Raw genomic sequence first — 24,096 nt, 5'->3', positions numbered from 1 at the left:
ATCCAATTTTTAGGTAAGCTTACACTTACAAAGAGCTATTCAAAAAGGCTTTTTAAAAAAAACATATAAATATTTTATTTAGTTAGGATTACTTACTACATTTGCAATGTGAATTCACAACATTAAAAGTAGTAATCTTAAAAAAAAAACAGAATGAGTAAATCAATCTTTTATCACGCAGGTTGTCCTGTATGCATCAGTGCAGAGCATGACATAATAGAATTAGTTGGAATAGACAATCTAGAAATTGTAAACATTGGAGAAGACAGATCAAGAATTTTAGAAGCAGAGACAGTTGGAGTAAAATCGGTACCTGCTTTATTAACGCCAAATAAAAATGTTTTACATCTTAATTTTGGAGCATCAATAGATGATGTGAAAGGCTAAAAACTTTAAAGTAGTGAGTCAATAATGCTCACTACTTTAACCTTAAAAAATTTGCACATGAAAATTTCAGTTTACGACACTTACGTTAAAAAAAGCAATGGAGTAATTATGCATTTCGATATTCTTGTAGAAGAAAACAATACAATAGAAAATGCACTTGTGTTTGGGAAAAAATATTTAACCGAAAAAAAACTATTTAATTCACAATTAACAACTAAAGAATGTGAATTTTGCCACATAGAAACCGCTACTTTAGAAATAGAAAAAAGTATTTCAAAAAAAGGATATTATATTATTGAACTAGAGAATTGTTAAATTATGAATACTAAAATGCATTATTTATTCTCATACGGAACGCTACAATTAGAAAATGTTCAAATAAAGAACTATGGTCGAAAATTAATCGGCTTTAATGATGTTCTTGAAAATTACAAAATTGAACAACTAAAAATTACGGATAAAGAAGTGCTCTCTAAAAGTCAACAACAATTTCACCCAATAGCAATAGCATCAGAAAACAAAGAAGATGCTATCGAAGGAGTTGTATTCGAAATTACAGAACAAGAGCTTGTTGAAACAGATAAATATGAAGTTTCAGATTACAAAAGGGTTTTAGAAACGTTTAAATCAGGTAGAAAAGCATGGGTATATATCGCCAATAAAAAAAGCGATATATAAATTAGGATTGCTAACTTTGTGCTTTTAAAAGTAGAACAGCAATGACAATACATGACTTTATCTTAAATTCAAATAATGAAACCATTATTGAATTAAATGACATTCATTTAAGTGTTACGAATAAAATAGCTCTACAGCAGCTAATCAAAGAATTTAAGTACATCAATATTCTAAGTGAATACAAATTGCCTGTAGATAATAAATTACTATTATTTGGCTATACAGGCTGTGGAAAAACAACTACAGCTAAAGCCATTGCTCAAGCTTTAAACAAAAAAATATTCACTCTCAATCTAGGTACAATTGTATCTTCTCGATTGGGTGAAACTGCAAAAAATATAACCGAAGTTTTTAAAAAAGCATCCCGAGAAAATGCTGTTCTTTTTTTAGATGAGTTTGATTATATAGGCAAAACACGCGATTTTGAAGATAAGGATTCTGGAGAAATGAAACGATTAGTAAATACTGTAATTCAACTTATAGATCAATTACCAAACGATACCTTATTAATTGCTGCAACCAATCATTCTAGTAGTATTGACATTGCATTATTAAGACGTTTTCAATTAAAGCTAAAATTTGAAGCACCTAGTAATAATGAATTAGATAACTATTATAATTCGTTATTAATGCAGTTTCCAAAAGAGTTTACAAATATAGAGCGCTCTTATTCTATTTCTTATGCTGAAGCAAAAGACTTAACCTTTAGAGCAGTTAAAAATAAAATTATAGAAATAGAAGAAGCAAAAGAAGTAACACTAATTGACTAAGATGGAAAACAATAACGTTAATCAAAAAATAATAAGTGGACTAGAAAGAATTTCGAAAGCTTTTAGAGTGTTACTTTGGGAAGAAAGCAAATTGCATAAAATAAGTCCTATTCAAATTCAATTACTCATTTTTTGTGGTTCACATAAAGAAGAAGATTTAACTGTAAGTGTGCTGGCTACAGCATTTGATTTAACAAAAGCAACAATCAGTGATTCTATTAAAGTATTACTCCAAAAAAACTTACTTACAAAAACCATCAACGCCAAAGATACTCGAAGTTTTTCCGTTAAATTAACTAACGAAGGAAAAGCAATTGTAGAAAAAACAAGCGGATTTACAACCGTATTAAATGAGTCTATCGATACCTTCTCAAAAGTAGAAAAAGGAGCCTTTTTAGAACAATTACTACAACTCATCTACCAACTCAATCAAAAAAATATTATTTCTACAGAGCGTATGTGCTTAACATGCTTTCATTACAAAAAAGAAGAAAATAACCATTATTGCAATTTAATGGAAAAACAGTTAAAAAGTATCGATTTAAGAATCGATTGCTTAGAACACCAAGTAGTACAAGACTAATGGAAAATATTACAAAAAACTTAAAAATCATACACCATCGAATGCAATCTGCATGCGAAAAAGCAAATAGAAAGAACGATGAAGTTCGTCTATTATTAGCCACAAAAACAGTCAATTCAGAGCTAATAAATTTTGCATTGCAACAAGGTGAAACATTAATAGGCGAAAATAAAGTACAGGAACTAAAACAAAAATGCAATGCCGTTAAACATTTAAATCCTGAAATTCATTTTATTGGTCATTTACAAAGTAATAAAATTAAAGAAGTACTAAAATGGGCAAGTTGCATACAATCTATTGATAACTTAACTATTGCACAAAAATTACAAGAAAGACTAGCTCTAGAGCAAAAAGAAATCGATATCTACATTCAAGTGAACACCTCCTTCGAAGAAAGTAAATTTGGAGTTTCTCCTGACCAAACTATTCAACTAGTTAAAGAAATAGCTAAACTTAAAAACATCCACATTAAAGGACTAATGACTATAGGCTTACTTAGTTCTGAGTCAACGGAGATTCGAAAATGCTTTCAACTTTTAAAACAACTACAAAAAGAGATTAAATCCTTAAACATTCCAAATGTAACAATGAACGAATTATCAATGGGAATGAGTGGCGATTTAGAAATTGCCATAGAAGAAGGTGCCACAATTATACGAGTAGGAACAGCTATTTTTGGTGCACGAATGTATCCTGACAGCTATTACTGGAATGAAACAGAAGAATCATTTTAAAAATACTATCCCAGTAGCAAAGTCGCCTAACTTTAAGCTAAACCGCTGAATGGGTGTCCGAAGGACGGGGTGGTTAAAATTCCTCTCCTGTCGTTCGAGTGGTTTTGTGGAGAACAACAAAACAAAAAGGTATCGAGAACTCTTGTATTAATTATTAATGATAAATTTTTAATGGTTAATGAAAAACTTTAAATCTTACTATCAATAACAAAGTTTCTCTATTTCTCACGCTGATTTTGCAAATTCACGCTGATTTTTTATCTACTATAGCGCTAATAAAAGCAGCATTACCACAAACTTGTCATCTGTAAGCATCTCATTTATAACTTGTTTTTGTGTAGTAAATAGATACTGTAAAGAAAACAAAACTACTATTTAGCATTCTGGCAATTCCCCTCCTTTGGAGGGGTGTCCGAAGGACGGGGTGGTTAAACGCTGTCTGTTCAAATGTTTTTGTGAAGAACTACAAAACAAAAAGGTATCGAGAACTCGTGTATTAATTATTAATGATAACTTTTTAATGGTTAATGAAAAACTTTAAATCTTTCTATCAATAACAAAGTTTCTCTATTTCTCACGCTGATTTTGCAAATTCACGCTGATTTTTATCTACTATAGCGCTAATAAAAGCAGTATTACCACAAACTTGTCATCTGTAAGCATCTCATTTATAACTTGTTTTTGTGTAGTAAATAGATGCTGTAAAGAAAACAAAACTACTATTTAGCATTCTGGCAATTCCCCTCCTTTGGAGGGGTGTCCGAAGGACGGGGTGGTTAAACGCTGTCTGTTCAAATGTTTTTGTGAAGAACTACAAAACAAAAAGGTATCGAGAACTCTTGTATTAATTATTAATGATAAATTTTTAATGGTTAATGAAAAACTTTAAATCTTTCTATTAACAACAAAGTTTCTCTATTTCTCACGCTGATTTTGCAAATTCACGCTGATTTTTTATCTACTATAGCGCTAATAAAAGCAGCATTACCACAAACTTGTCATGCTGAAAGCATCTCATTTATAACTTGTTTTTGTGTAGTAAATAGATGCTGTAAAGAAAACAAAACTACTATTTAGCATTCTGGCAATTCCCCTCCTTTGGAGGGGTGTCCGAAGGACGGGGTGGTTAAAATTCCTCCCTACCGTTCAAATGTTTTTGTGAAGAACTACAAAACAAAAATGTATCGAAAACTTGTGTACTGAGCACCTTTTCTAAAAAAAAATTAAAAAAACTTTCCCTATTTACGTTTTCCCGCAAAAAACAGCAAAAACTTCGCTTTACATTTACAAAATAGAAACAAAAACAGGTAGAAATACTTGTATGGGTTTTTAGGTAATAGTTTAGGTTTGTATCTAGATGCAATAAAAAGTCATACATATACAACAGATATAAGTGAAATATGTACACCTTTAGTAAGCATCTAAATAAGTTGTAGGCAATTTTGGAGAAAAATATCGCGTAATTACGGTTTCCAGTAAAATAAAAATATTTTTTTATTCAACATTTGCTAAATTATTAATTCATTAACAATAATTTATCTAAATTAAAATTCGAAAATATGAAAAAAATTATTTTAATAATTACATTAACGCTGAATGCAATTTCATTTGCACAAAATAACAATCAAGAGACCTTGGTAAAGTTTATCATAACTGACGCTTCTGACAATGGAAATGACATAACTGAAACAATTCTTGACCAAAATGGTTATTTAGTTTTTTATACAAATGAAGACGATAATTTATATTTAGCGAATGTATGGTCGAAAAACAACACACAAAGTTTCGGTAGGCTTTATAATACTGAACATAAAAAATTAAAAGAAACTTACGAAAACTACGAAGCTGATATTTTTTATTTTAAATGGAGATATATAAATAGTTATGATACTAAAAAAGGAACTGCAACAGTTGAATTAATAAAAATTTACAAACCACAAGGTGTAACTTTCAAGATTAAAATTGTTCCAGAAAATCTTGATGTTTTAGTTTACAAAGGTTTTATGGAAGGAACTTTGGACTTAAATAAATATTCAAACTAAATACATATGAACAAATTTTTTTTAACACTTTTATTCTTTCTTGGGCAAAATTTATATTCTCAAGACTATCATTTTAAACAAAAAGACGAATTTATTCAATACACAAATTCACAAGGAATTTTTACAACTAAACAGGTAAAAACAACTTATGGAAATTATAAAATGGCATTTGAAATTGGAAATTCAAATGGAAAAAGAATTCCACTTTTTACAGAGTATAATGATAATGTAGATATGGGTTATTACGCATTATTAAAACAAGAAAGCTCCCAAGAAAAAAAAGGAAAAATTTATGAAGTTTATTCATATTATTCAACTGCTACACAAGGAGAAGTTACTGTTCTTTTCTCAACAGATAAATTAAGTTTAGTAATATTTAAAAATGGAAAAATAACGGAATACAAATAAAACACTATGAAAAAAATTATTCTAATTTTAGGGTTAATGTTTTGCTTATCTTCATATTCACAAAGCAGTGAATTCACAAGTTATGATTTAAAAAAAGTAATGAATTTAATTGATTTTAAACCAATTAAAACCTTAAAAGGTTTAGATTCACAAAAATTAAATCAGTTTTTCAATATGATCGAAGCAGACCAACCAATGTTAAAACAATTGAACATAGATAGTTGGTTTTATTGTGATTACAAAAAAATTGATAACTATGATACTTATAATTACTATTATAAAGATATTTCACGTGATATTTATAACAAATATTGTAAAGAAATCAATGCATTAATGTTAATTGACGGTGTAATTATTCAACCTAAATAAATAATTTTATGAGAATAATAGCTTCTTTTTTTCTTATATTAATGTTTTTTTCTTGTAATAAAAAGGACATTGAACCTGAAACACCTGAAAAAATATTTGAAAAATATAAAAGTAGTGTAGTTCTAATTGCAAGTCAATACTATTACGAAGTTTATTCAGGTAATACAACTTATTATTATTCGCCAAGTTCAGAAAAAAAACTCTTTTTTTCAAAAGAAGAAGTTCTTAATAATTTATCCTTTTCTACAGGAACAGGATTTGTTATTTCTTACAATGGCGAAATTATTACAAATAATCACGTTGTAAATCATAAAGATGAAAATTATAAAATAGAATTAGTAAATTTTTATGAAAAAGCAAAATCAACTATTTTGTATGACGTTAGAATGTATAACGATACAATCGACCAAATAAAATCAACCTATTATCAATATTCTGACCAAATGGATTATTATGAAAAGCAGAATTTTCAAAAGCGTTATGAATTTGTAATAGATAAAAAGAACTTTTTGGCAGACTTATACCAAAGAATTGAAAATATTGATTTATCAAACGTAACTTCCAAATTAATAATTCATAAATTAGGTATTGCTTATAATGATACCCACGTAACTGAATTTGATGATTTACAAGAATGTGTAGTTGTGAAGACTTCAAAAAACGAAAAAATTGATTTAGCTCTTATTCAAACCAAAAGCAAATCATTCAACACTAAACCAAAATTCATTTTTAATTTTAAGGACAATAATCCAAACATAATAGAAAACCCGGAGAAAAATAAAGAAAGAAACATAAAAAATCCAATCAAAATAAACGAAGACGTTTTTATGATTGGTTTTAATCGTGGTTTTTCTTTAGCAAACACAAAACAAGGAATTAAATCACAATTTACAAGCGGAAAAATAAGTCAAGAAAATGATGGTGAAAGAATTTTATATACAATTCCAACATTAGAAGGTTCAAGTGGAAGTCCGATTGTTGATAAATGGGGTAATTTAGTTGGAGTTAATTTTGCAAAAATCACAAATAGCCAAAGTTTTAGCTTTGGTGTTCCAGTAAATGAAGTGAAAAAGTTTTATGAAGATTAAGATTTTATGAATGAAAAGGAAAATAAATCAAATTTTGGCTGTTTCTTTTTAATTGCTATTGTTTTACTTTCATTATATACTTGTGGCTCTCGTAAAAGAATTGGTGCGACTTGCAGAGATGGAACTTCCTCATATTCGACTGGCTCCGGAACTTGTTCGCATCATAACGGCGTAAGAAATTGGAAATACGAATATTGGTGGGAATAAAAAAACTGCCTACAATCGAGAGTAGACGGCTCTGTCAGTAATTGACAGAACAGAAACAAGAGCTACATGTTGTGAAATATTAGAAGGAGGTAAACGAGCATTCAAACAAAGAGAAGAAATCTATGGTATTAAATAAATACTCGCACTAACCCTTAAAGAAACATATTCTAAAATAATTAAAATAAAATGGAAAACATCTTTTATTATTTAGCCTTATTTCTATTAGTATTTATTATAAGATATTTTAAGCTAAAGAAAGAACATAAATTAGATTTTAAAAATAATAGAGTAAAATTATTACATGTTAGTTTAGAGTTGATTTATACAGCATCGGGAATCACTATTGCTTTATTATTAAATATTGAAAAAAAATGGATTCCAGTAGTTATTATTTTTTATATCATACTAGTAATTACTTCTTCACTACTTGAAATGGCAAATGAAGAGGATTTTAAACCTAATTTTATTACTTGGTTTCATACTATCTTAGTAATCTGCATTATTTCTTTTTCAGTAGTCACTTATTATAAGATTATACCTAATGTAGATATTAATGGTGAAGAAAGAAAAGTAGACGTAATTTTAAAACCTAAATATGCAGTTATAATTCCTTATTCTGACGAATCATTACAAAAACATATTGGTATTAGTGATTTAAAAGAAAGAAGATTTATGTTTTATAATGAAATATCAGGTTACAGTATTGACAGCATAAAAAAAGTTTCTATCAATAAATTAAAAAAGAAAATTAAACCACTCTTTTTAAAAAATTATAACCTTGATATTTCAATTTATGAAGATGAAATAAAATTTTTCAAAATAGAAGTAAATTAATACAAAAGTGCTTATGTTTATAATACTCTTTCAAGTCTTAACCGAACCTCTAATGCGATGCTTCCAGCATGACAAGTTTATGGAGAGTCCTTTTATGGATAGCACTTTTACAACACAATAACCAACTTTACACACCAAACTTACACCCAAACTTGTCACCCTGTAAAGGGTCGCATCTGCTTGGTTTTGCTTTTCTTGACTTTCTAGGTTGTGCTTTCCCCTCCAAGTTTTAACCGACCCTCTAATGCTATACTTACAGCATGACACGTTTATGTATAACCTTTTTTGTGGATAATCATTTAAAAACACAATAAGCAACTTTACACGACTAAATTACCCGATCGTAAAGAATTGCATTCTATGCACACAAAATTGGGCAAACAAAAAGGTCAAAATAAAAAAGTAACTTTCAAACGAGCAGCTTTTGTTATCTTGTAAAAAACAATATATTTACAACACATACTTACAACTAAATTTACTTTAATAAATACTATTGTACATTAAAAACAACTTATGACTGATAATATTTCAACTGGATATGCTCCTAGTGATGAATTGAATGCAATTATTAGTTAGACTAAACAATGGAGTTGAGACACAATAGAAGGAACAAAATTTAAGACAAATGTTATAAGTTATGCTCAAGACAATTATAATATATTAAAAAATCAAAATGCCTGGAAAAATTCAACTAAAGCCCAAGCATGGCTCAAACATTATAAAAAATATTTTAATTTTAATAATTAGTCTATGCTTTACAAATTGTAAAAAAAAATCAAATAATGATTCAATTTATAATTATTTAAAGCAAGAAAATTGCGATAATTTTTTTTCAAAAAAAATAAAAATTCAAAACTCAGAATTGTGTTATTTAGATTTTGATTCATCTGATCAAGCTAAAAGAGATTTATCATTATTGGATGAATTCAATTCTAATAGTATTGACTTAAATGATGAAAAAAAAAACGACAATGAAATTAATTTAATTTTTGATACTAATGAAAAAAAATTAATACGGATTAATCTTTATTACTCAAAAAAAGAAAATGAAAAAATAGAAAAAACAGTAGAATACATTTTTATTAAATATGCAGAATATATTAACAAAAAGGGTCTTAATAAATATAAAAATATTTTTGAAGATTTAACAGAAGAACAAAAGATTGAAATAATTGAAAATAATGATATACTTATAATGGTAAGACCTATTTATGAAATTCAAGTCCCTTTTGATTCTCCGCCTAATTATTGAATAAAACTGATCGCACAGATATGCACCAAGCTGTGCAAAACCTCCTCACTTTGCACTAAACCACACCCCTTTACTCTCGCTATCCAAAGTCACTTTTTTACAAAACCACTTCTAAAATCTTAACCGAACCGCCAATGCGATGCTTACACCATGACACGTTTGTGGGAAGCTCTTTTTATGGATAATCTTTTTTAAATGCAAAAAACAAACTTGTTTGAAAGTTGCTGCTTTTTTGAAATATTTTTCTATTTTTACCCTAGAAGTATAAACCTACTTGAACAGTATTTTAATCTAAGTCTACTCTAATTGCGTTTTAAAATTACCAATAGCGATTCCTCCAGATACTTTCCAAATCGATATACTGATTGGCCTACTAAGCTGCACAATATAAATTCTCGTCCTTTCAAGAAAACATTCAACTATACAGCATATCAAAAAATTCAGCTTCTATGGGAAATTAATAGCTATGTTGGACCGGCTCCTGAAAGGAGCATGACTTTCTTTTCTTATTTCGCCATGGAGCATAATGAGTTTGTTGTACCAGAAATTTCTATCGCTACTGTATCCCTTTTTTTGAAGGATAACCCTATTATTGATGATCGTTATCTTCCCGAAGAAGGTGATGAATTGAGGATATTTAAAGATTATTTCTACCATAGTATTAAAGGGATTTCAAGACCTTATTTAGAGCCAAAAACTATTTCACTTATTTTCAAAAATGGAGAATGGACAAAAGGGAAATATAGGTTTGACTTTGACGAAACAAAACTTGTTCATAGTGGTGTTTTAGAAATTTAAATGTTGGCATGTGCTTGCTTTTCTTGACTTTCTAGGTTGTGCTTTCCCCTCCAAGTTTTAAGTGAACCTCTAATGCAATGCTTCCAGCATGACAAGATTGTGGACAACAATTTTTCACTTCCTTTTTAAAACACACTACTTGCAACAGCTGTCGGGTTTTGGAAACCTGACAATTGTTCGCTACGTTATAGAATACTTCACAAAAAATGTTTTTAACAACAAAATACACAGCAAAAAAGCACAATACTCAACATATCTTCTAATAATATGTTAAATAAAAATTAAAAATTAGTTGTGTTTTAAAAAAAAGTAGTAGAATTGCTACATAAATATACAAACACAACAAATATGTCAAATTTATCTGAAAACAGAATCAATGTGATTCTTGCTGCGGCAGACATTGCCACGATTAATGAGAGTATCAACACTATTTTGAGCAAGATACCAGAAAACACTACGCTTACAGACGCGCAACGCAATAGCTACACGGCTATTGATGTGAGCAACAAAGTGTTTTCGGAAGATGTGCTTACGGAAGCTAGAGCCACTGGTACGGGTGTTTTGCCTCCTTATATTGACTTGGATGCGTTGCAGAATGACTTAACGATTTTTAATCAATTGGACGCTATTGAGTCGGGAATTACGAATTTGTTACAGCGTGTGAAAGATGCGAAACGCATTGCTGGCCATGAGGCTTTTGGTATGGCAAACAAGGCCTACAAAAGTTACCGCGATGCTTCGGATGCGGGTATAGCCAACGCAAAATCGAGCTATGACAAATTGAAGGTTCGTTTCGAATCGCAAGGAAAAAGTGGTGGTCGAGGAACCGAAGTTACTCCGTAAAACTTTCAACCTATACTTGTTACCTAGTCCGTTTTTGTGACTAGGTTTTTTTATGCCTAAAAACACCTCATTTTATATCATTTTTTAGGTATTAAATACTAACTTTTGAATATTAAATACTAATTTTTGAGTATTAAATACTAACTTTTGAGTATTAAATACTAATTTTTAGGTATTTAATACTAACTTTTGAGTATTAAATACTAACTTTTGGGTATTAAATACTAACTTTTGAGTATTAAATACTAACTTTTGAGTATTAAATACTAACTTTTGGGTATTAAATACTAACTTTTGAGTATTAAATACTAACTTTTGGGTATTAAATACTAACTTTTGGGTATTAAATACTAATTTTTGAGTATTAAATACTAACTTTTGGGTATTAAATACTAACTTTTGAGTATTAAATACTAACTTTTGAGTATTAAATACTAACTTTTGGATATTAAATAATATTTTTTAGGTATTAAATCATACTTTTTGAGTATAAAACTCTAATTTTTGTATATTTAATATATAAAAATTCTATTTAAATACTCTAATATCAATAATATATATGCAAAATACATTAGACAGTAGCACAATTATAAGTGCTTATTTATCAAAAAACAGGATTAGAAAAGCGGCATTAGCAAGAAAACTGAACAAAAGCAGCAATTATATTATGTACCTGCAAAAACGTCCTAGTCTTCAAACTCAATCGTTGTGGGAGTTGTGTCACGCACTAAAACACAACTTCTTTCAAGACCTAGCCGATTTGTTGCCTAGCTCCTACTCGGCTGCTCGTCCTGAAACCGACATGAAAGATGCAACCATAGCGCAATTGCAAGAGGAAATTAAAATTCTGAAAGCAGAAAAAGAGGTGTTGTTGCAGGTGTTGAAGAAATAGGTTTTTGATAGATGGGTTCTTCGTCCTACACCTGTCAGGTTTCTAAAACCTGACAGGTGTAGGGTATCGAAATTCCATTCCATAGATTCCTGCTCTTATGGATAAAAATACAGTCTTCGTGGTTCTTTTTTAATTCGCACAGGCAAAATAAAAGATCTTTACTATAGTATTTTAATAGCATATGGCTCATTTAAAATATTTTTTATGCAACCTAAAAAAAGAGAAATTATGAACACTAATGCTTGCACTACCTCAACTGTTGCTATTGCAACTACTGGAAATTATCATGAAGAATTATTAGCACAATACAGTGACCCAAAGGTTATTATTCCTAGTAATCCCGATACACCAAAATTGATGCCTTTTAATGGGTATTACACATTAAACAATGCAAATGGGGCTTTTTTTGCTATAGATGCTAACATGATTATTCGTTCGTCTGCTACTAGTCCAGAATATGATATGTCGCTTTTAATTTCTTTAGATGGCACTTCGGCTACTCGTTTTGCATTTACTGGTTCGTTTGATGGTAGTCATTTGGTGCAAGAATGGACTGTTGGTGGTTTACAGATTAATCTCACTTTTACACGCACGAATAGTTCTTATGGTGCTACTGCTATTTGTTCTGGAAGCATTGCGCTACCTGGAAAAGAGGCTATAACTGTTTGGGGTAGTACCTATAACAACCCTATTCCTGCTTCTCTATATAAAGGTGATTTCTATTTTACTCCTGTGGTTAATGGGCCTTCCGTTAGGGTGATGCATATTGGAGACAATAACCAATTGCTATATGATTATGGGACTAATGATGGGAATTTGCAGGAAGTGACTGCCTATGTTTATAATTTAAACATGTATTATTTTTCGCTTGTGCATGGCATTACTACTGTGAAGTTGATTATGGGAACGGCTGCTGCTCAGGGGTTTGCTTGTAACGACATGAGTGTGGTTGGCAAGGATTTAATTTCTAGGTCTTTAACCACTATACCGTCTGGGGTTGCCCTGCAACCGCAGCTTTCCGATTTTACGCTTGCTGTTACTGGTCATGATGCATTAGCTAATTTTAGTGGTTATTATCAAATTCCTACCGATGCGCATCCGTTGGCTTTCGTATCTGTTCAGGCACAATATGTTAGCCTAGCGAGTAAATTAACTTTAGATCTTTATAGTGTGATGATTAGTTATTCTTTAGATGGTGTTTCTTCTACTGGTTTTTTGTTTGATGCTTCAAAGGGAATGACTTTCGATGCTACGCTAAACACGTTAATGGTTCCTGCTTCTTCTGGTCAAAAACCATTAGTGCTAACGTTTAACCGTGCTTATAATGAGCAAACGGGAGCGCTAGTAAGTGTTACGGGAGATATTGATGGCACTAGCATTTCGGGCAGTACGTTATTTAATCCTGTGCCGCTCTCTGCTTTTGGTGGTGCTACTATGACGAATGATAGTGGCGATGCTTTGACTATTCATAATGATAATAGTGTGACCTATGCCAGTACTACCAACGTGGTAACGAGTTCTGAAACCGAAACTAACACAAAAACAGTGACTTATAATAGTCTTATTTATGTGCCACTCATGTATATTGTTGCGGCTCCTGCCGATGCTCCGAAACTAGTGCTGTCCTTGGGCACCGATGGTCTTAGAGGGAATACTAGTATTGTTATTACAGATCCAAACACTCCAAACCAGAAAACCACTGCTGTATATGCTATTAATGGTCCAGAATAGTTTGGTGTAGTGTAGTCTATTCTAGCTTGCAACAAGATATTCGCAGCAAAAAAACAAGTGGTTTTTGGTAGTTTTTCGCTATTGAAAACCACTTACTTTCTATAGTAAAAAAACACAAAAAACGAGTAATTGTTATTTTTACTCATCAAAATAAAACCTATCTACATTTTTATTTAAATTTGAGGAATAACAATTTGAAAAATTAACTAATAAAAAACCATATAATGAAACAATTTTACAATTTATTTTTATTACCATTTTTTGTTTTCTCAACAACGAGTTTGTTTTATGCACAAAATGCCGCAGTATATAATTCTGCAACAACTGGAACATTAGCGGGTGTTCCGTTTACTATTACTATTTCTGCAAATGCCTCACCTTCAACATCTGGCACTTACGACTTATCTACAGCTGATTACTCTGCGGCTCCTTTGAGTACTTCTCAAGCTTGCTTTGAGTATAATCCGCCTGCTAATGATGGTGATATAACGATTACTTTTGATTCTCCTATTCAAAATTTAAGACTTTACTTATTATATTGGAGAAATATGGAGCTTTCTTTCAATCATAACTATACCGTTTTATCTGGAAATGCAAACATTCAATCTCCTAGTGCAAACCAAATAGTTACAACTGCCTATGCTAATGGAATTTTAGAGTTTAGTGGTTCTATAACAACACTAACCATTACATTAATTAATGGTGGAAATGGTGGCTATCAAGGTTTCACATTTGCTGATGATACTTCATTAGGCACGAATGATTGGTATGAGACTGCAAATAGTTTTAAGATATTTCCAAACCCTTCTTCTGATTTTATTCAAGTCTCTGGAATAAGAACTACAGAAAATTTTAGCATTCATAATCTTTTAGGGGCAGAAGTAGCTCATGGAACGATTTTAGAAAACAAAGAAATTAATGTTGAACATTTAGTAAATGGTATTTATTTCTTAAAACTGGAAAGTGGAAATACAATTCAATTTGTAAAAAAATAAAAGCACTACCTTTTATATAGATAACATTGCAGTTAAGTAGCTGTTTCATTAGCGCTTAACTGCTTTTGTTTTATATAAAAACCATTTCATGCAAGTTCTATGTAATAGTTTTTCCGCCTTTATGAGTGATTTTTGATAGAAAATGGTAACGAATACAAATGAATTATAAATTTAAATCACAATACAAATACTACTAAAAACAACCTACCGTATTCTTCCTTTTTTCTATAAAAACCACTCTGTTTGACGGTTTTTTAATGATACTGTTTCTAATCCTCCATGAAGCATTTGAATTTTATTACGAAAAATAGTTGCTTTCTATATTTGGGATAATTGAGTGTTCTTGTTTGCTATTTGAAAATCGATTACTTCTTTGTTTTTAAGCAAAGCACTTGTGTTTTTAATCACTTCTAGATGTAATGGGTCTTGCATGTAGCGGTCGAGTTCTTTTTCGTTTTTAAACTTAGAAAACAATACAAGCTCTCCTTCTATTTTATTGTGAATAAATTTTTCAATTATGTCTAATTCTATAAAATATTGGAGTGTTTTTAGTTTCATTAAGTGTTTTTTTAATTCTCTTTTTTTGCTTTTATCTTCAAGATAAAAACAAACTATATGCACAATCACTTTTTTAATTTTTTATCCATGTTCCTTTGTTCACTTCTGCTGTGAATCCTGGTCCAAAAGCAGCCATCATTCCTTTTTCTCCGTTTTGTCTGTTTTTAGAATCAAATTCTGCTTTTAGCACATCTAATACTACTGCACTGGCAATATTGCCATTATTTTTTAGACTATTCCTGCTGTGATGCACGTTTTCTTCTATCAAGTCTAAATTTTTAACTAATTCGTCCATTATTTTTCTACCTCCTGTATGAAAAATATAAAAATCTAAATCGTTCACTTTTTCTTCGGCATCTTTAGCTACGAAATCTTTCATGATTGGTGCAACATCTTTAATGCTGTTCATTACTTCTTTGTCTAACCCAAAATGAAAACCAGTAGATTTAACATCATATTTAATATAGTGGTCTGTGTCTTTCTTCACAAATGAAGTAATATCATCTATTAAATAGCCTTGGTCTCCTTGGGCTACTGTTCCTTTTATGATGCATGCCGATACTGCATCACCAAATAAACAATCGGAAATTAAAGACGCTATTTTTCCGTCTGTTGGTTGAAACAATAAGGATGAAAATTCTACAGAGACTAATAGTACATTTTGTTCTGGATAGGCTGTTAAATATTCGTGTGCCCTGTTAATAGCCCATGTTCCTGCCGCACAACCTAATTGTAGTACTGGTAATTGTTTGGTGCTAGGTCTAAAATCTAAGGCACTAATTAGATAGGATGTTAAGGAAGGCATTAAAAAACCAGTACACGAAACCACAATAATGAGATCAATATCTTTTGGAGTGAGTTGGTTTGCATCTAGCGCTTTTTGGGTTGCCTCTATTGCCATTTTTAGACCTTTCTCTTTGTAAATATTGTTTCTATACTCGAACCCAGAATGGACTATAACGTCTTTAATTGGTAATAATAGATTTCTATTTTCTACTTGGGTATTTCGTATCATTTTTTCAATGGTGCCCCATTTTGGATGATAGGGAAATAGATTTTCTAGTACGTCGATCATTTCTTCTTGATTCACCTGATATTCAGGAAAAATCAAAACCGGTTCTGTTACTAATGTCATGTTAAAATTGTTTGTTTATTTGTTTGTTTGTTTGAAATGCAAAGTTTGTCTTTATCGACAGGATAAACATTGAACTAGTTCAATAAATTGGGTAGTAATACCATTTATCAGTTGAATACCTTGGAATTAAAGAGTCATCTTTTCCTCGCTATTCACTATGAACAAAACTAGAGGCTTTCCTTGAAATTAGTAATCTTATGATTTTGACAAAAGGAAAGAATCCCATTAGAAACAATCACATATCTTGCAGAAAGCATCCCATTTGCTACTTCACCGTATAACCACCCCGTCCTTCGGACACCCCTCCAGAGGAGGGGAATTGTAGGGAGTGTTATTATTGATTGGAAACAAAATGTATTTAAGAATTAGAAAGCAACAAATTCAAACAAATTTGCATTACACTAACAAGATTGTAAAATAGTATCAATAACCAAATAATTAACATCATCTTGTTCATGCTGTAGGCATCCCATTTGTTACTTCATCATATAACCACCCCGTCCTTCGGACACCCCTCCAGAGGAGGGGAATTGTAGGGAGTGTAATTAATGATTGGAAACAAAATGTATTTAAGAATTAGAAAGTAAAAAATTCAAACAGGTTTGTATTGCACTAACAAAATTGCAAAATAGTATCAATAATTAACAATCAATAATTACCCCAACTTGTTCATGCTGTAGGCATTGCATTTGCTACTTCATCATATAACCACCCCGTCCTTCGGACACCCCTCCAAAGGAGGGGAATTGTAGGGAGTGCAATTATTGATTGGAAACAAAATGTATTTAAGAATTAGAAAGTAATAAATTCAAACAGGTTTGTATTGCACTAACAAAATTGCAAAATAGTATCAATAACCAAATAATTAACCTCATCTTGTTCATGCTGTAGGCATTGCATTTGTTACTTCATCATATAACCACCCCGTCCTTCGGACACCCCTCCAAAGGAGGGGAATTGTAGGGAGTGTTATTATTGATTGGAAACAAAATGTATTTAAGAATTGGAAAGCAATAAATCTAAACAAATTTGTATTACACTAACAAAATTGTAAAATAGTATCAATAACCAATAATTAACAATCAATAATTAACCCATCTTGTTCATGCTGTAGGCATTGCATTTGTTACTTCATCATATAACCACCCCGTCCTTCGGACACCCCTCCAAAGGAGGGGAATTGTAGGGAGTGTTATTATTGATTGGAAACAAAATGTATTTAAGAATTGGAAAGTAATAAATTCAAACGAGTTTGTATTATACTAATAAAATTGTAAAATAGTATCAATAACCAATAATTAACAATCAATAATTAACCCATCTTGTTCATGCTGTAGGCATTGCATTAGTAACACCCGAAACCTATAAAACCAAGCAAATGTGACCCTTAATTGTAAAACGTTCTATTTTAACCACATAACATTGCATCTTGTCGTTGAAGTGATTAACTAAAAGTCTGTAAAGCTCTAGGGCTTATTTTTTCAACCCGAATTTGATGAATTAGCACTAATTCGTTTGTGATAAATCTAATAATTTGTGTCAAAATTTTGAGAACCTGAAAAAAAAAAAATACACTAGAAGTATATTGTTTTAAACCTCTTCTAAAACCATAAAAAATCACCCTTTATGGGTGAAAATCGACCTCTCATTTAAGCCTACATTTGCCAAAAAACATAAAATAATGAAAAAATTAATTGCAATCGTTTTGTGCTTATTCGGAATGCAAATGCAGGCACAGAAAACACTTCCTAAAGGATCTGTATGGTATTCTTATGGTGTGACCGATCCTTCAAAGGCTATTGAAATTAGTGTTATTGAACAAGAAGAAACCTATATGAAGGTGCAACGAAAACTAATAGCTAGTAGTGCTGATGCTGGTGCGGAAAAAAAAGAGAAAAAGAAAAAAGGTGGCTTTTTAAAGAACATTAAAGAGGCTCTCAATGATGATGCTGCTTCTAATGCTGGAACGACAAATCATTCCGATTTAGAGGGTGAGTTTGATTATACACTTGTTGCAGACAATACAGATGATGGTGTTTATACTGAAGGGTATAAATATGATGAAGGAGTATATGGTTTTGTTTATCCTATTGGTGAAGGTTTGTTTAAGGAGGTGGTTTTTACTAAAAAATTCCCCGAATCTGGTGCCCGTTTCTTTAAAAATGAAGATCCAACATGTGCAAGTGTTTATATTATGGGTGCAGACAAAGAGGCTGTGAAAGCAAAAGCAGCGAGTCTTAATGCAGCAGATGAACTTAAAAAATATTATACGCCAGATTATAGTACAGGGAGATTAAAAAATCCTGCTGTAAGTTTTGATTCTTATGTTGGGCAAAATTTTAGTTTAGACCCTGAAAATGGTAAAATTAGTTTTTCACAAACTACATTGTATTATTTACCAAGCAAAACCATTGAAGGTAGAAATATTCAATACAATTGGTCTGCTTTTAAAGTTAAAATTCTTAAAGATGGAAAATTAGTGCATGCTGTTCAAGGATCAAAAGGGCATAGAAATGAGCGTTGGTTAGAAAAAGTAAAAAATACTTTCGATATGGATGGTCTTTTTGAAAGATTAACTCCAGGTAAATACCAAATGGCCTATACTATTTATGATGATGAACCGTTTTTTGTAGCAGATTTCGAAATATATACGCATCAAAATGCAGACATTAATCATGAGCTTGGTACTGTTTACAACATGAAAGGTCCTTGGGATGAAACAATGCTGATTAATTTAAGACCAGACGATGAAGGCAATCCTACTTCGTTTGCGGTAGATTTTCCTTTGTCTCGTTTATTAGCTGTTGGGAATGACAAAAACCAAGTGCGTCTTCAAGAGCGTTTGTATAAAGATGGTAAATTAATTGCCATTACCGACTCGGAGGATCATCCAGATGGTAGTGCAAATGTAGCGCAAGCGTTAGAACGCAGAGGTAGAACTGTTGATTTATTGTATCGTAAGAAATTCAAGGATTATGCAAACACACAGTTTCAAATTCTAAACAACACTAAGAAACCTTTTCATTGGGATTATGTAGCATCTTTCCAAGATGGAAAATATAAAATTGAATATTTAGCAAATGGAAAACCTTTTGCAGAAGGAGAGTTTGTTGTGAAAGGTAAGAAGATTCAGTTGCAAGGCAAGCAAGTTAAAGAAGGTACTGATCCAAAATCTTACATTATGGATGAACACCTTGTTCATGTGCCTATTACTTATAAATAATAATATGAGATAATATATTTTCTCTTATACTTTTTTTCAATAAATTAATGCTAAAACATCGTTGTAAAACGGTGTTTTTTTTATGTTTGTGATTAAAAAAACACTAATTAAATCGATTACTGTTCTTAAATATTTTAGCTTTGCTGAGAACTTTTTTTGTTTTCACCACATAGACACATAAGGAAAAAGAAAAACTTTAACGCACATTTAAATAAAACTATGTACCTATGTGGTATAAAAAAATAATTAATTTCACCACATAGGCACATAAGAAAACAAATTGTATATCTATAAAATATAGAAAAACATGACTACTCAAAAGCAAATAAATGAAATAACATATGAGGTAATTGGCTGTGCTATAGAAGTTCATAAATATATGGGAGCTGGTTTACTTGAAAGTGTATATCAAAGTTGCTTAATTGAAGAATTAAAAACAAAAAAGATAAATTTTGTATCAGAGTTAAAAATGCCTGTTATTTATAAAGGTAAAGAGTTGGATATCGATTTTAGATGTGATTTGTATGTTGAAAATATTTTAGTTGTTGAATTAAAATCAGTTAACGAATTTCATCCAATACATGAAGCACAATTATTAACCTATATGAAACTACTAAAAGCGCCTAAAGGAATTCTAATAAATTTTAATTGTACAAACATATTTAAAGAAGGACAAAAAACATTTGTAAATGAATTTTATAAAAACTTAAAGAAAGTATAACCATATGTAGTACAAAAAAAATAATTAATTTCACCACATAGGCACATAAGGAAAAGAAAAACTTTAACGTAGCATTTAAAAAAAACTATGTACCCATGTGGTAAAACTAAAACTAAATAATTTCACCACATAGACACATAAGGAAAAAGAAAAATTTAACGCAACATTTAAAAAAACTATGTGCCTATGTGGTATAAAAAAATAATTAATTTGACAACATAGACACATAAGGAAAAGAAAAACTTTAACGTAGCATTTAAAAAAAACTATGTACCTATGTGGTATAAAAAAATAATTAATTTGACAACATAGACACATAAGGAAAAGAAAAACTTTAACGTAGCATTTAAAAAAAACTATGTACCCATGTGGTAAAACTAAAACTAAATAATTTCACCACATAGACACATAAGGAAAAAGAAAACTTTGAAGCAACATTTAAATAAAACTATGTGCCTATGTGGTATAAAAAAATAATTAATTTAACAACATAGACACATAAGGAAAAGAAAAACTTTAACGCAACATTTTAAATAAAACTATGTGCCTATGTGGTATAAAAAAATAATTAATTTAACAAAATAGACGCATAAGGAAAAGGAAAACTTTAACATAGCATTTAAATAAAACTATGTGCCTATGTGGTATAAAAAAATAATTAATTTGACAACATAGACACATAAGGAAAAGAAAAACTTTGACGCAACATTTTAAATAAAACTATGTGCCTATGTGGTATAAAAAAATAATTAATTTCACCGCATAGACACATAAGGAAAAGAAAAACTTTAACATAGCATTTAAATAAAACTATGTGCCTATGTGGTATAAAAAAATAATTAATTTGACAACATAGACACATAAGGAAAAGAAAAACTTTAACGCAACATTTAAAAAAACTATGTGCCTATGTGGTATAAAAAAATAATTAATTTAACAACATAGACACATAAGGAAAAAGAAAACTTTGAAGCAACATTTAAATAAAACTATGTGCCTATGTGGTATAAAAAAATAATTAATTTGACAAAATAGACACATAAGGAAACAAAATTTAACGTAGCATTTAAAAAAAACTATGTGCCTATGTAGTAAAACTAAAACTAAATAATTTCACCACATAGACACATAAGGAAAAGAAAAACTTTAACGCAACATTTTAAAAAAACTATGTGCCTATGTGGTATAAAAAAATAATTAATTTGACAACATAGACACATAAGGAAACAAAATTTAACGCAACATTTAAATAAAACTATGTGCCTATGTGGTGCAACTAAAACTTAAAAAAGTAGCAAAATATAATAATACAATGACAAAAAAAGTAATCCATAGTGAAAACCTTTCTATTGGCTACAATAGTAAAAACAATACAAAGATTATTATAGAAGATTGCGACATTAGTCTGTCTTCTGGAAAATTAGTTGCGCTAATTGGAGCTAATGGCATTGGAAAATCGACTTTACTAAAAACGCTCACTGGAATTATTCCTCCTATTAAAGGAAATATTTTTATTAATGAAAAAAAACTAGGCGATTACTCACCGAAAGAGCTTGCGCAAGAATTGAGTATTGTTTTAACAGAAAGTTTACCTCCTAGTAATTTAACGGTCTATGAAATTGTAGCTTTAGGCAGGCAACCCTATACCAATTGGCTAGGCACTTTAACTCCAGAAGATAAAACGAAAATAGAAGATGCTATTGCGCTTACAGGTATTGGTACTTTTAGAGATAAAAGACATTTTGAAATTAGTGATGGGCAATTGCAAAAAGCTTTAATTACAAGAGCCTTGGCTCAGGATACTTCTATTATTATTCTAGACGAACCAACCACGCATTTGGATTTGGTTCACAAAGTATCTTTAATAAAATTGCTTCAAAAATTAACCCACGAAACAGGCAAAACGATTTTATATTCTACGCATGATATTGATTTAGCGATTCAATTGTGTGATGAAATGATTGTGCTAACGCCTAATAAACTGGTTAAAGACCAACCTTGTAATTTGATTGAACAAAATGTCTTCAATGAATTGTTCCAAAATGAATCGGTTGTTTTTGATAAAACAATTGGTAAATTTAAAGTGGTTTAGGCATTCTTCTTTTTATTTCTAACTCTATATACTTTTAAAAGTTGATCTAACTTTATATGAGTAATACCTAAATCATTAATTTCCTTCACTATTTTATGACCTTTATAATCAAATAGCAAAAAATAGGTTGAGGTTGATGTATTATCTAATAGATTTAGTTTTAAATCAACATAAATCCTTTCGTTTTCTATAAATCGCCAATCAAAATTGCCATATTCAGCAATATAAATACAGGAATCGTCTAATTTTATTTGAACTTCTTTGTTGAGATATTTTCTAATTAGCTTAATTAAAATAAAAACTATTAAAGGAATTGTTCCTAATGCTAAATATTTTTTTTCAAATACAACCAGTTTCATAGTTATACTGATAAGAGCGACAATAATAAAAACACCAAAATAAAAAAATGATTTTGCATAATAGATTAGAGTTTCTTTTGGAATTGAAATATCGTCTGTAAAAACATCTTCTTTTTTAAACTTACGTGCAATGCTACCGAATGCTTGCTTATCTTTCTTTGTTCTTATTTCTGTTTTTGTAATCCAGTGATTATCATTCCAAATAAGCTTAAATAAAATCGCTTTTTCTTTTAATTCGTGTACATTTCTAACATTTTTAAAAGCCCAAATTCGCCATTTTGTAATAGCAAAACTTCTATAGAGCCAAGAAAAAAAGAGCCCTCCAAAAATGCCAACTCCCATTATCCATCCTTCACAATATTTTTGATTAAACAAAAAGGCACTTCCGAAAACAAAGCCTAAAAAAATAAGTAATATTGGAATATAAATAGTGATTTTACCATAATTTATAGCACTAATAACATTTATAGATTCTCTCATTATTCAATTATTTTATTACAAATTTAAATTTTTAATTGAGTAAACATTTGACTATTTTTATAAAAAATTTCAAATTAAACAATCCTATACAACATTATAAAAACAATACAAACCAATGAAAAAATACATCTCACTTTTTTTATTATCTATAAGCGCTACAATGATGGGACAACTCCAAACAATTAATTATACCGATGGTACTCAAAAATTAGAAGGTTTCTTTGCTAAAGCAACAGCAGCAAATTCAAAAAATGCGGGTGTTATTATCCTTCCTGCTTGGATGGGGATTGACGCTCACGCAAAAGAATCAGCAGAAGCTTTAGCTGCTTTAGGTTATCATGCTTTTGTTGCCGATATTTATGGTGTGAATAATAATCCTAAAGACACAGGAGAGGCAGGAAAACTGGCTGGTTATTATAAAAGTAATTATAAAGACTATCAAAAACGTATTCAGTTAGCCATTGACCAATTGGTTAAACAAGGTGCAAACGCAGATGAAATTGCTGTTATTGGCTACTGTTTTGGAGGAACTGGTGCTATTGAAGCGGCAAGAGGCAATTTGAAAGTGAAAGGTGTGGTTTCTTTTCATGGTGGTTTAGGGAAAGACCCAATGCGAATTTCTCAACCTATCACTACCAAAGTGCTAGTGCTTCATGGTGCCGATGATTCTTATGTGCCTCAAAAGGATATTCAAGCTTTTCAGGAAGAAATGCGATTTTCTAAAGCCGATTGGCAAATGGTTTATTATGCTAATGCTGTGCACGCTTTCACTCATAAAGATTTAGATACCGATAATAGTAAAGGAGCGGCTTACAATGAAAAGGCAGACAAAAGAAGTTGGGAAGCGATGAAAACTTTCTTTATTGAGCTTTTTAAATAATACCATTTATCACTTGAACTGGTATAATCATTTCTAA

25 protein-coding genes are annotated in these 24,096 nt (G+C 30.4%); 22 read left to right on the top strand and 3 right to left on the bottom strand.

Going from position 1 to position 24,096, the window contains the following annotated elements:
• Positions 1-153 precede the first annotated feature (153 nt).
• From ACZ49Z_RS12220 to ACZ49Z_RS12135, 18 genes are all read left to right on the top strand, one after another.
• Positions 154-387 (top strand): thioredoxin family protein, encoded by a 234-nt coding sequence (locus ACZ49Z_RS12220; RefSeq protein WP_464304599.1) that lies wholly within the window; start codon positions 154-156, stop codon positions 385-387.
• Positions 388-444: 57 nt separating this feature from the next.
• Positions 445-702, top strand: a complete 258-nt coding sequence (locus ACZ49Z_RS12215) for a DUF2024 family protein (protein ID WP_464304598.1) — start codon at positions 445-447, stop codon at positions 700-702.
• Positions 703-705: 3 nt separating this feature from the next.
• On the top strand, positions 706-1,065 hold the full coding sequence (locus tag ACZ49Z_RS12210) for a gamma-glutamylcyclotransferase family protein (protein ID WP_464304597.1): 360 nt from the start codon (positions 706-708) through the stop codon (positions 1,063-1,065).
• A gap of 41 nt (positions 1,066-1,106) precedes the next feature.
• On the top strand, positions 1,107-1,835 hold the full coding sequence (locus ACZ49Z_RS12205) for an AAA family ATPase (RefSeq protein ID WP_464304596.1): 729 nt from the start codon (positions 1,107-1,109) through the stop codon (positions 1,833-1,835).
• 1 nt (position 1,836) lies between these two features.
• Positions 1,837-2,418 carry a MarR family winged helix-turn-helix transcriptional regulator gene (locus ACZ49Z_RS12200; RefSeq protein ID WP_464304595.1) on the top strand — a complete coding sequence of 194 codons (582 nt, stop codon included), beginning with the start codon at positions 1,837-1,839 and terminating at the stop codon, positions 2,416-2,418.
• Positions 2,418-3,152, top strand: coding sequence for a YggS family pyridoxal phosphate-dependent enzyme (locus ACZ49Z_RS12195; RefSeq protein ID WP_464304594.1), 735 nt, complete (start codon positions 2,418-2,420; stop codon positions 3,150-3,152). Before ACZ49Z_RS12200 ends, ACZ49Z_RS12195 begins: the two co-directional genes overlap by 1 nt.
• A 1,559-nt stretch (positions 3,153-4,711) precedes the next feature.
• Positions 4,712-5,194, top strand: a complete 483-nt coding sequence (locus ACZ49Z_RS12190) for a hypothetical protein (protein WP_464304593.1) — start codon at positions 4,712-4,714, stop codon at positions 5,192-5,194.
• Positions 5,195-5,200: 6 nt separating this feature from the next.
• Positions 5,201-5,602 (top strand): hypothetical protein, encoded by a 402-nt coding sequence (locus ACZ49Z_RS12185; RefSeq protein WP_464304592.1) that lies wholly within the window; start codon positions 5,201-5,203, stop codon positions 5,600-5,602.
• Positions 5,603-5,608: 6 nt separating this feature from the next.
• The gene (locus ACZ49Z_RS12180) at positions 5,609-5,971 is read left to right on the top strand and encodes a hypothetical protein (RefSeq protein ID WP_464304591.1); all 363 of its coding nucleotides are present in this window, start codon (positions 5,609-5,611) and stop codon (positions 5,969-5,971) included.
• Positions 5,972-5,979: 8 nt separating this feature from the next.
• Positions 5,980-7,059: a S1 family peptidase gene (locus ACZ49Z_RS12175; RefSeq protein WP_464304590.1), complete on the top strand. Its 1,080-nt coding sequence runs from the start codon at positions 5,980-5,982 to the stop codon at positions 7,057-7,059.
• Positions 7,060-7,065: 6 nt separating this feature from the next.
• Positions 7,066-7,266, top strand: coding sequence for a hypothetical protein (locus ACZ49Z_RS12170; RefSeq protein ID WP_464304589.1), 201 nt, complete (start codon positions 7,066-7,068; stop codon positions 7,264-7,266).
• 186 nt (positions 7,267-7,452) lie between these two features.
• Positions 7,453-8,100, top strand: a complete 648-nt coding sequence (locus tag ACZ49Z_RS12165) for a hypothetical protein (protein ID WP_464304588.1) — start codon at positions 7,453-7,455, stop codon at positions 8,098-8,100.
• Between the two features lie 673 nt (positions 8,101-8,773).
• Positions 8,774-9,352, top strand: coding sequence for a hypothetical protein (locus tag ACZ49Z_RS12160; RefSeq protein WP_464304587.1), 579 nt, complete (start codon positions 8,774-8,776; stop codon positions 9,350-9,352).
• Positions 9,353-9,844: 492 nt separating this feature from the next.
• On the top strand, positions 9,845-10,150 hold the full coding sequence (locus ACZ49Z_RS12155; protein ID WP_464304586.1) for a hypothetical protein: 306 nt from the start codon (positions 9,845-9,847) through the stop codon (positions 10,148-10,150).
• A 348-nt stretch (positions 10,151-10,498) separates the two neighbouring features.
• Positions 10,499-10,993 carry a hypothetical protein gene (locus ACZ49Z_RS12150; protein WP_464304585.1) on the top strand — a complete coding sequence of 165 codons (495 nt, stop codon included), beginning with the start codon at positions 10,499-10,501 and terminating at the stop codon, positions 10,991-10,993.
• A gap of 559 nt (positions 10,994-11,552) precedes the next feature.
• Positions 11,553-11,885: a hypothetical protein gene (locus tag ACZ49Z_RS12145; protein WP_464304584.1), complete on the top strand. Its 333-nt coding sequence runs from the start codon at positions 11,553-11,555 to the stop codon at positions 11,883-11,885.
• A gap of 204 nt (positions 11,886-12,089) precedes the next feature.
• Positions 12,090-13,616 (top strand): hypothetical protein, encoded by a 1,527-nt coding sequence (locus ACZ49Z_RS12140; protein WP_464304583.1) that lies wholly within the window; start codon positions 12,090-12,092, stop codon positions 13,614-13,616.
• 224 nt (positions 13,617-13,840) lie between these two features.
• The gene (locus ACZ49Z_RS12135) at positions 13,841-14,611 is read left to right on the top strand and encodes a T9SS type A sorting domain-containing protein (protein ID WP_464304582.1); all 771 of its coding nucleotides are present in this window, start codon (positions 13,841-13,843) and stop codon (positions 14,609-14,611) included.
• A gap of 318 nt (positions 14,612-14,929) precedes the next feature.
• Here ACZ49Z_RS12135 and ACZ49Z_RS12130 read toward each other — a convergent pair whose 3' ends face one another.
• Positions 14,930-15,232 carry a Dabb family protein gene (locus ACZ49Z_RS12130; protein ID WP_464304581.1) on the bottom strand — a complete coding sequence of 101 codons (303 nt, stop codon included), beginning with the start codon at positions 15,230-15,232 and terminating at the stop codon, positions 14,930-14,932.
• Between the two features lie 10 nt (positions 15,233-15,242).
• Entirely contained in the window at positions 15,243-16,304 is a 1,062-nt protein-coding gene (locus ACZ49Z_RS12125; RefSeq protein WP_464304580.1) for a type III polyketide synthase, read from the bottom strand.
• Between the two features lie 1,681 nt (positions 16,305-17,985).
• Between ACZ49Z_RS12125 and ACZ49Z_RS12120 the strand changes: the two genes are divergently transcribed.
• From ACZ49Z_RS12120 to ACZ49Z_RS12110, 3 genes are all read left to right on the top strand, one after another.
• Positions 17,986-19,527: a hypothetical protein gene (locus ACZ49Z_RS12120; RefSeq protein WP_464304579.1), complete on the top strand. Its 1,542-nt coding sequence runs from the start codon at positions 17,986-17,988 to the stop codon at positions 19,525-19,527.
• A gap of 307 nt (positions 19,528-19,834) precedes the next feature.
• Positions 19,835-20,248, top strand: coding sequence for a GxxExxY protein (locus tag ACZ49Z_RS12115; protein WP_464304578.1), 414 nt, complete (start codon positions 19,835-19,837; stop codon positions 20,246-20,248).
• Positions 20,249-21,560: 1,312 nt separating this feature from the next.
• The gene (locus ACZ49Z_RS12110; protein ID WP_462678968.1) at positions 21,561-22,340 is read left to right on the top strand and encodes an ABC transporter ATP-binding protein; all 780 of its coding nucleotides are present in this window, start codon (positions 21,561-21,563) and stop codon (positions 22,338-22,340) included.
• Here the strand turns inward: ACZ49Z_RS12110 and ACZ49Z_RS12105 are convergent.
• Positions 22,337-23,179, bottom strand: a complete 843-nt coding sequence (locus ACZ49Z_RS12105; RefSeq protein ID WP_464304577.1) for a hypothetical protein — start codon at positions 23,177-23,179, stop codon at positions 22,337-22,339. The two genes, ACZ49Z_RS12110 and ACZ49Z_RS12105, sit on opposite strands and share 4 nt — an antisense overlap.
• 115 nt (positions 23,180-23,294) lie before the next feature.
• Between ACZ49Z_RS12105 and ACZ49Z_RS12100 the strand changes: the two genes are divergently transcribed.
• Positions 23,295-24,059 carry a dienelactone hydrolase family protein gene (locus tag ACZ49Z_RS12100; protein ID WP_464304576.1) on the top strand — a complete coding sequence of 255 codons (765 nt, stop codon included), beginning with the start codon at positions 23,295-23,297 and terminating at the stop codon, positions 24,057-24,059.
• Positions 24,060-24,096 lie beyond the last annotated feature (37 nt).

The organism is Flavobacterium sp. KY-23415, from assembly GCF_055384985.1.
The sequence above is the reverse complement of the archived record's forward strand: the minus strand, read 5'-3'. Positions and strand labels throughout refer to the sequence as shown.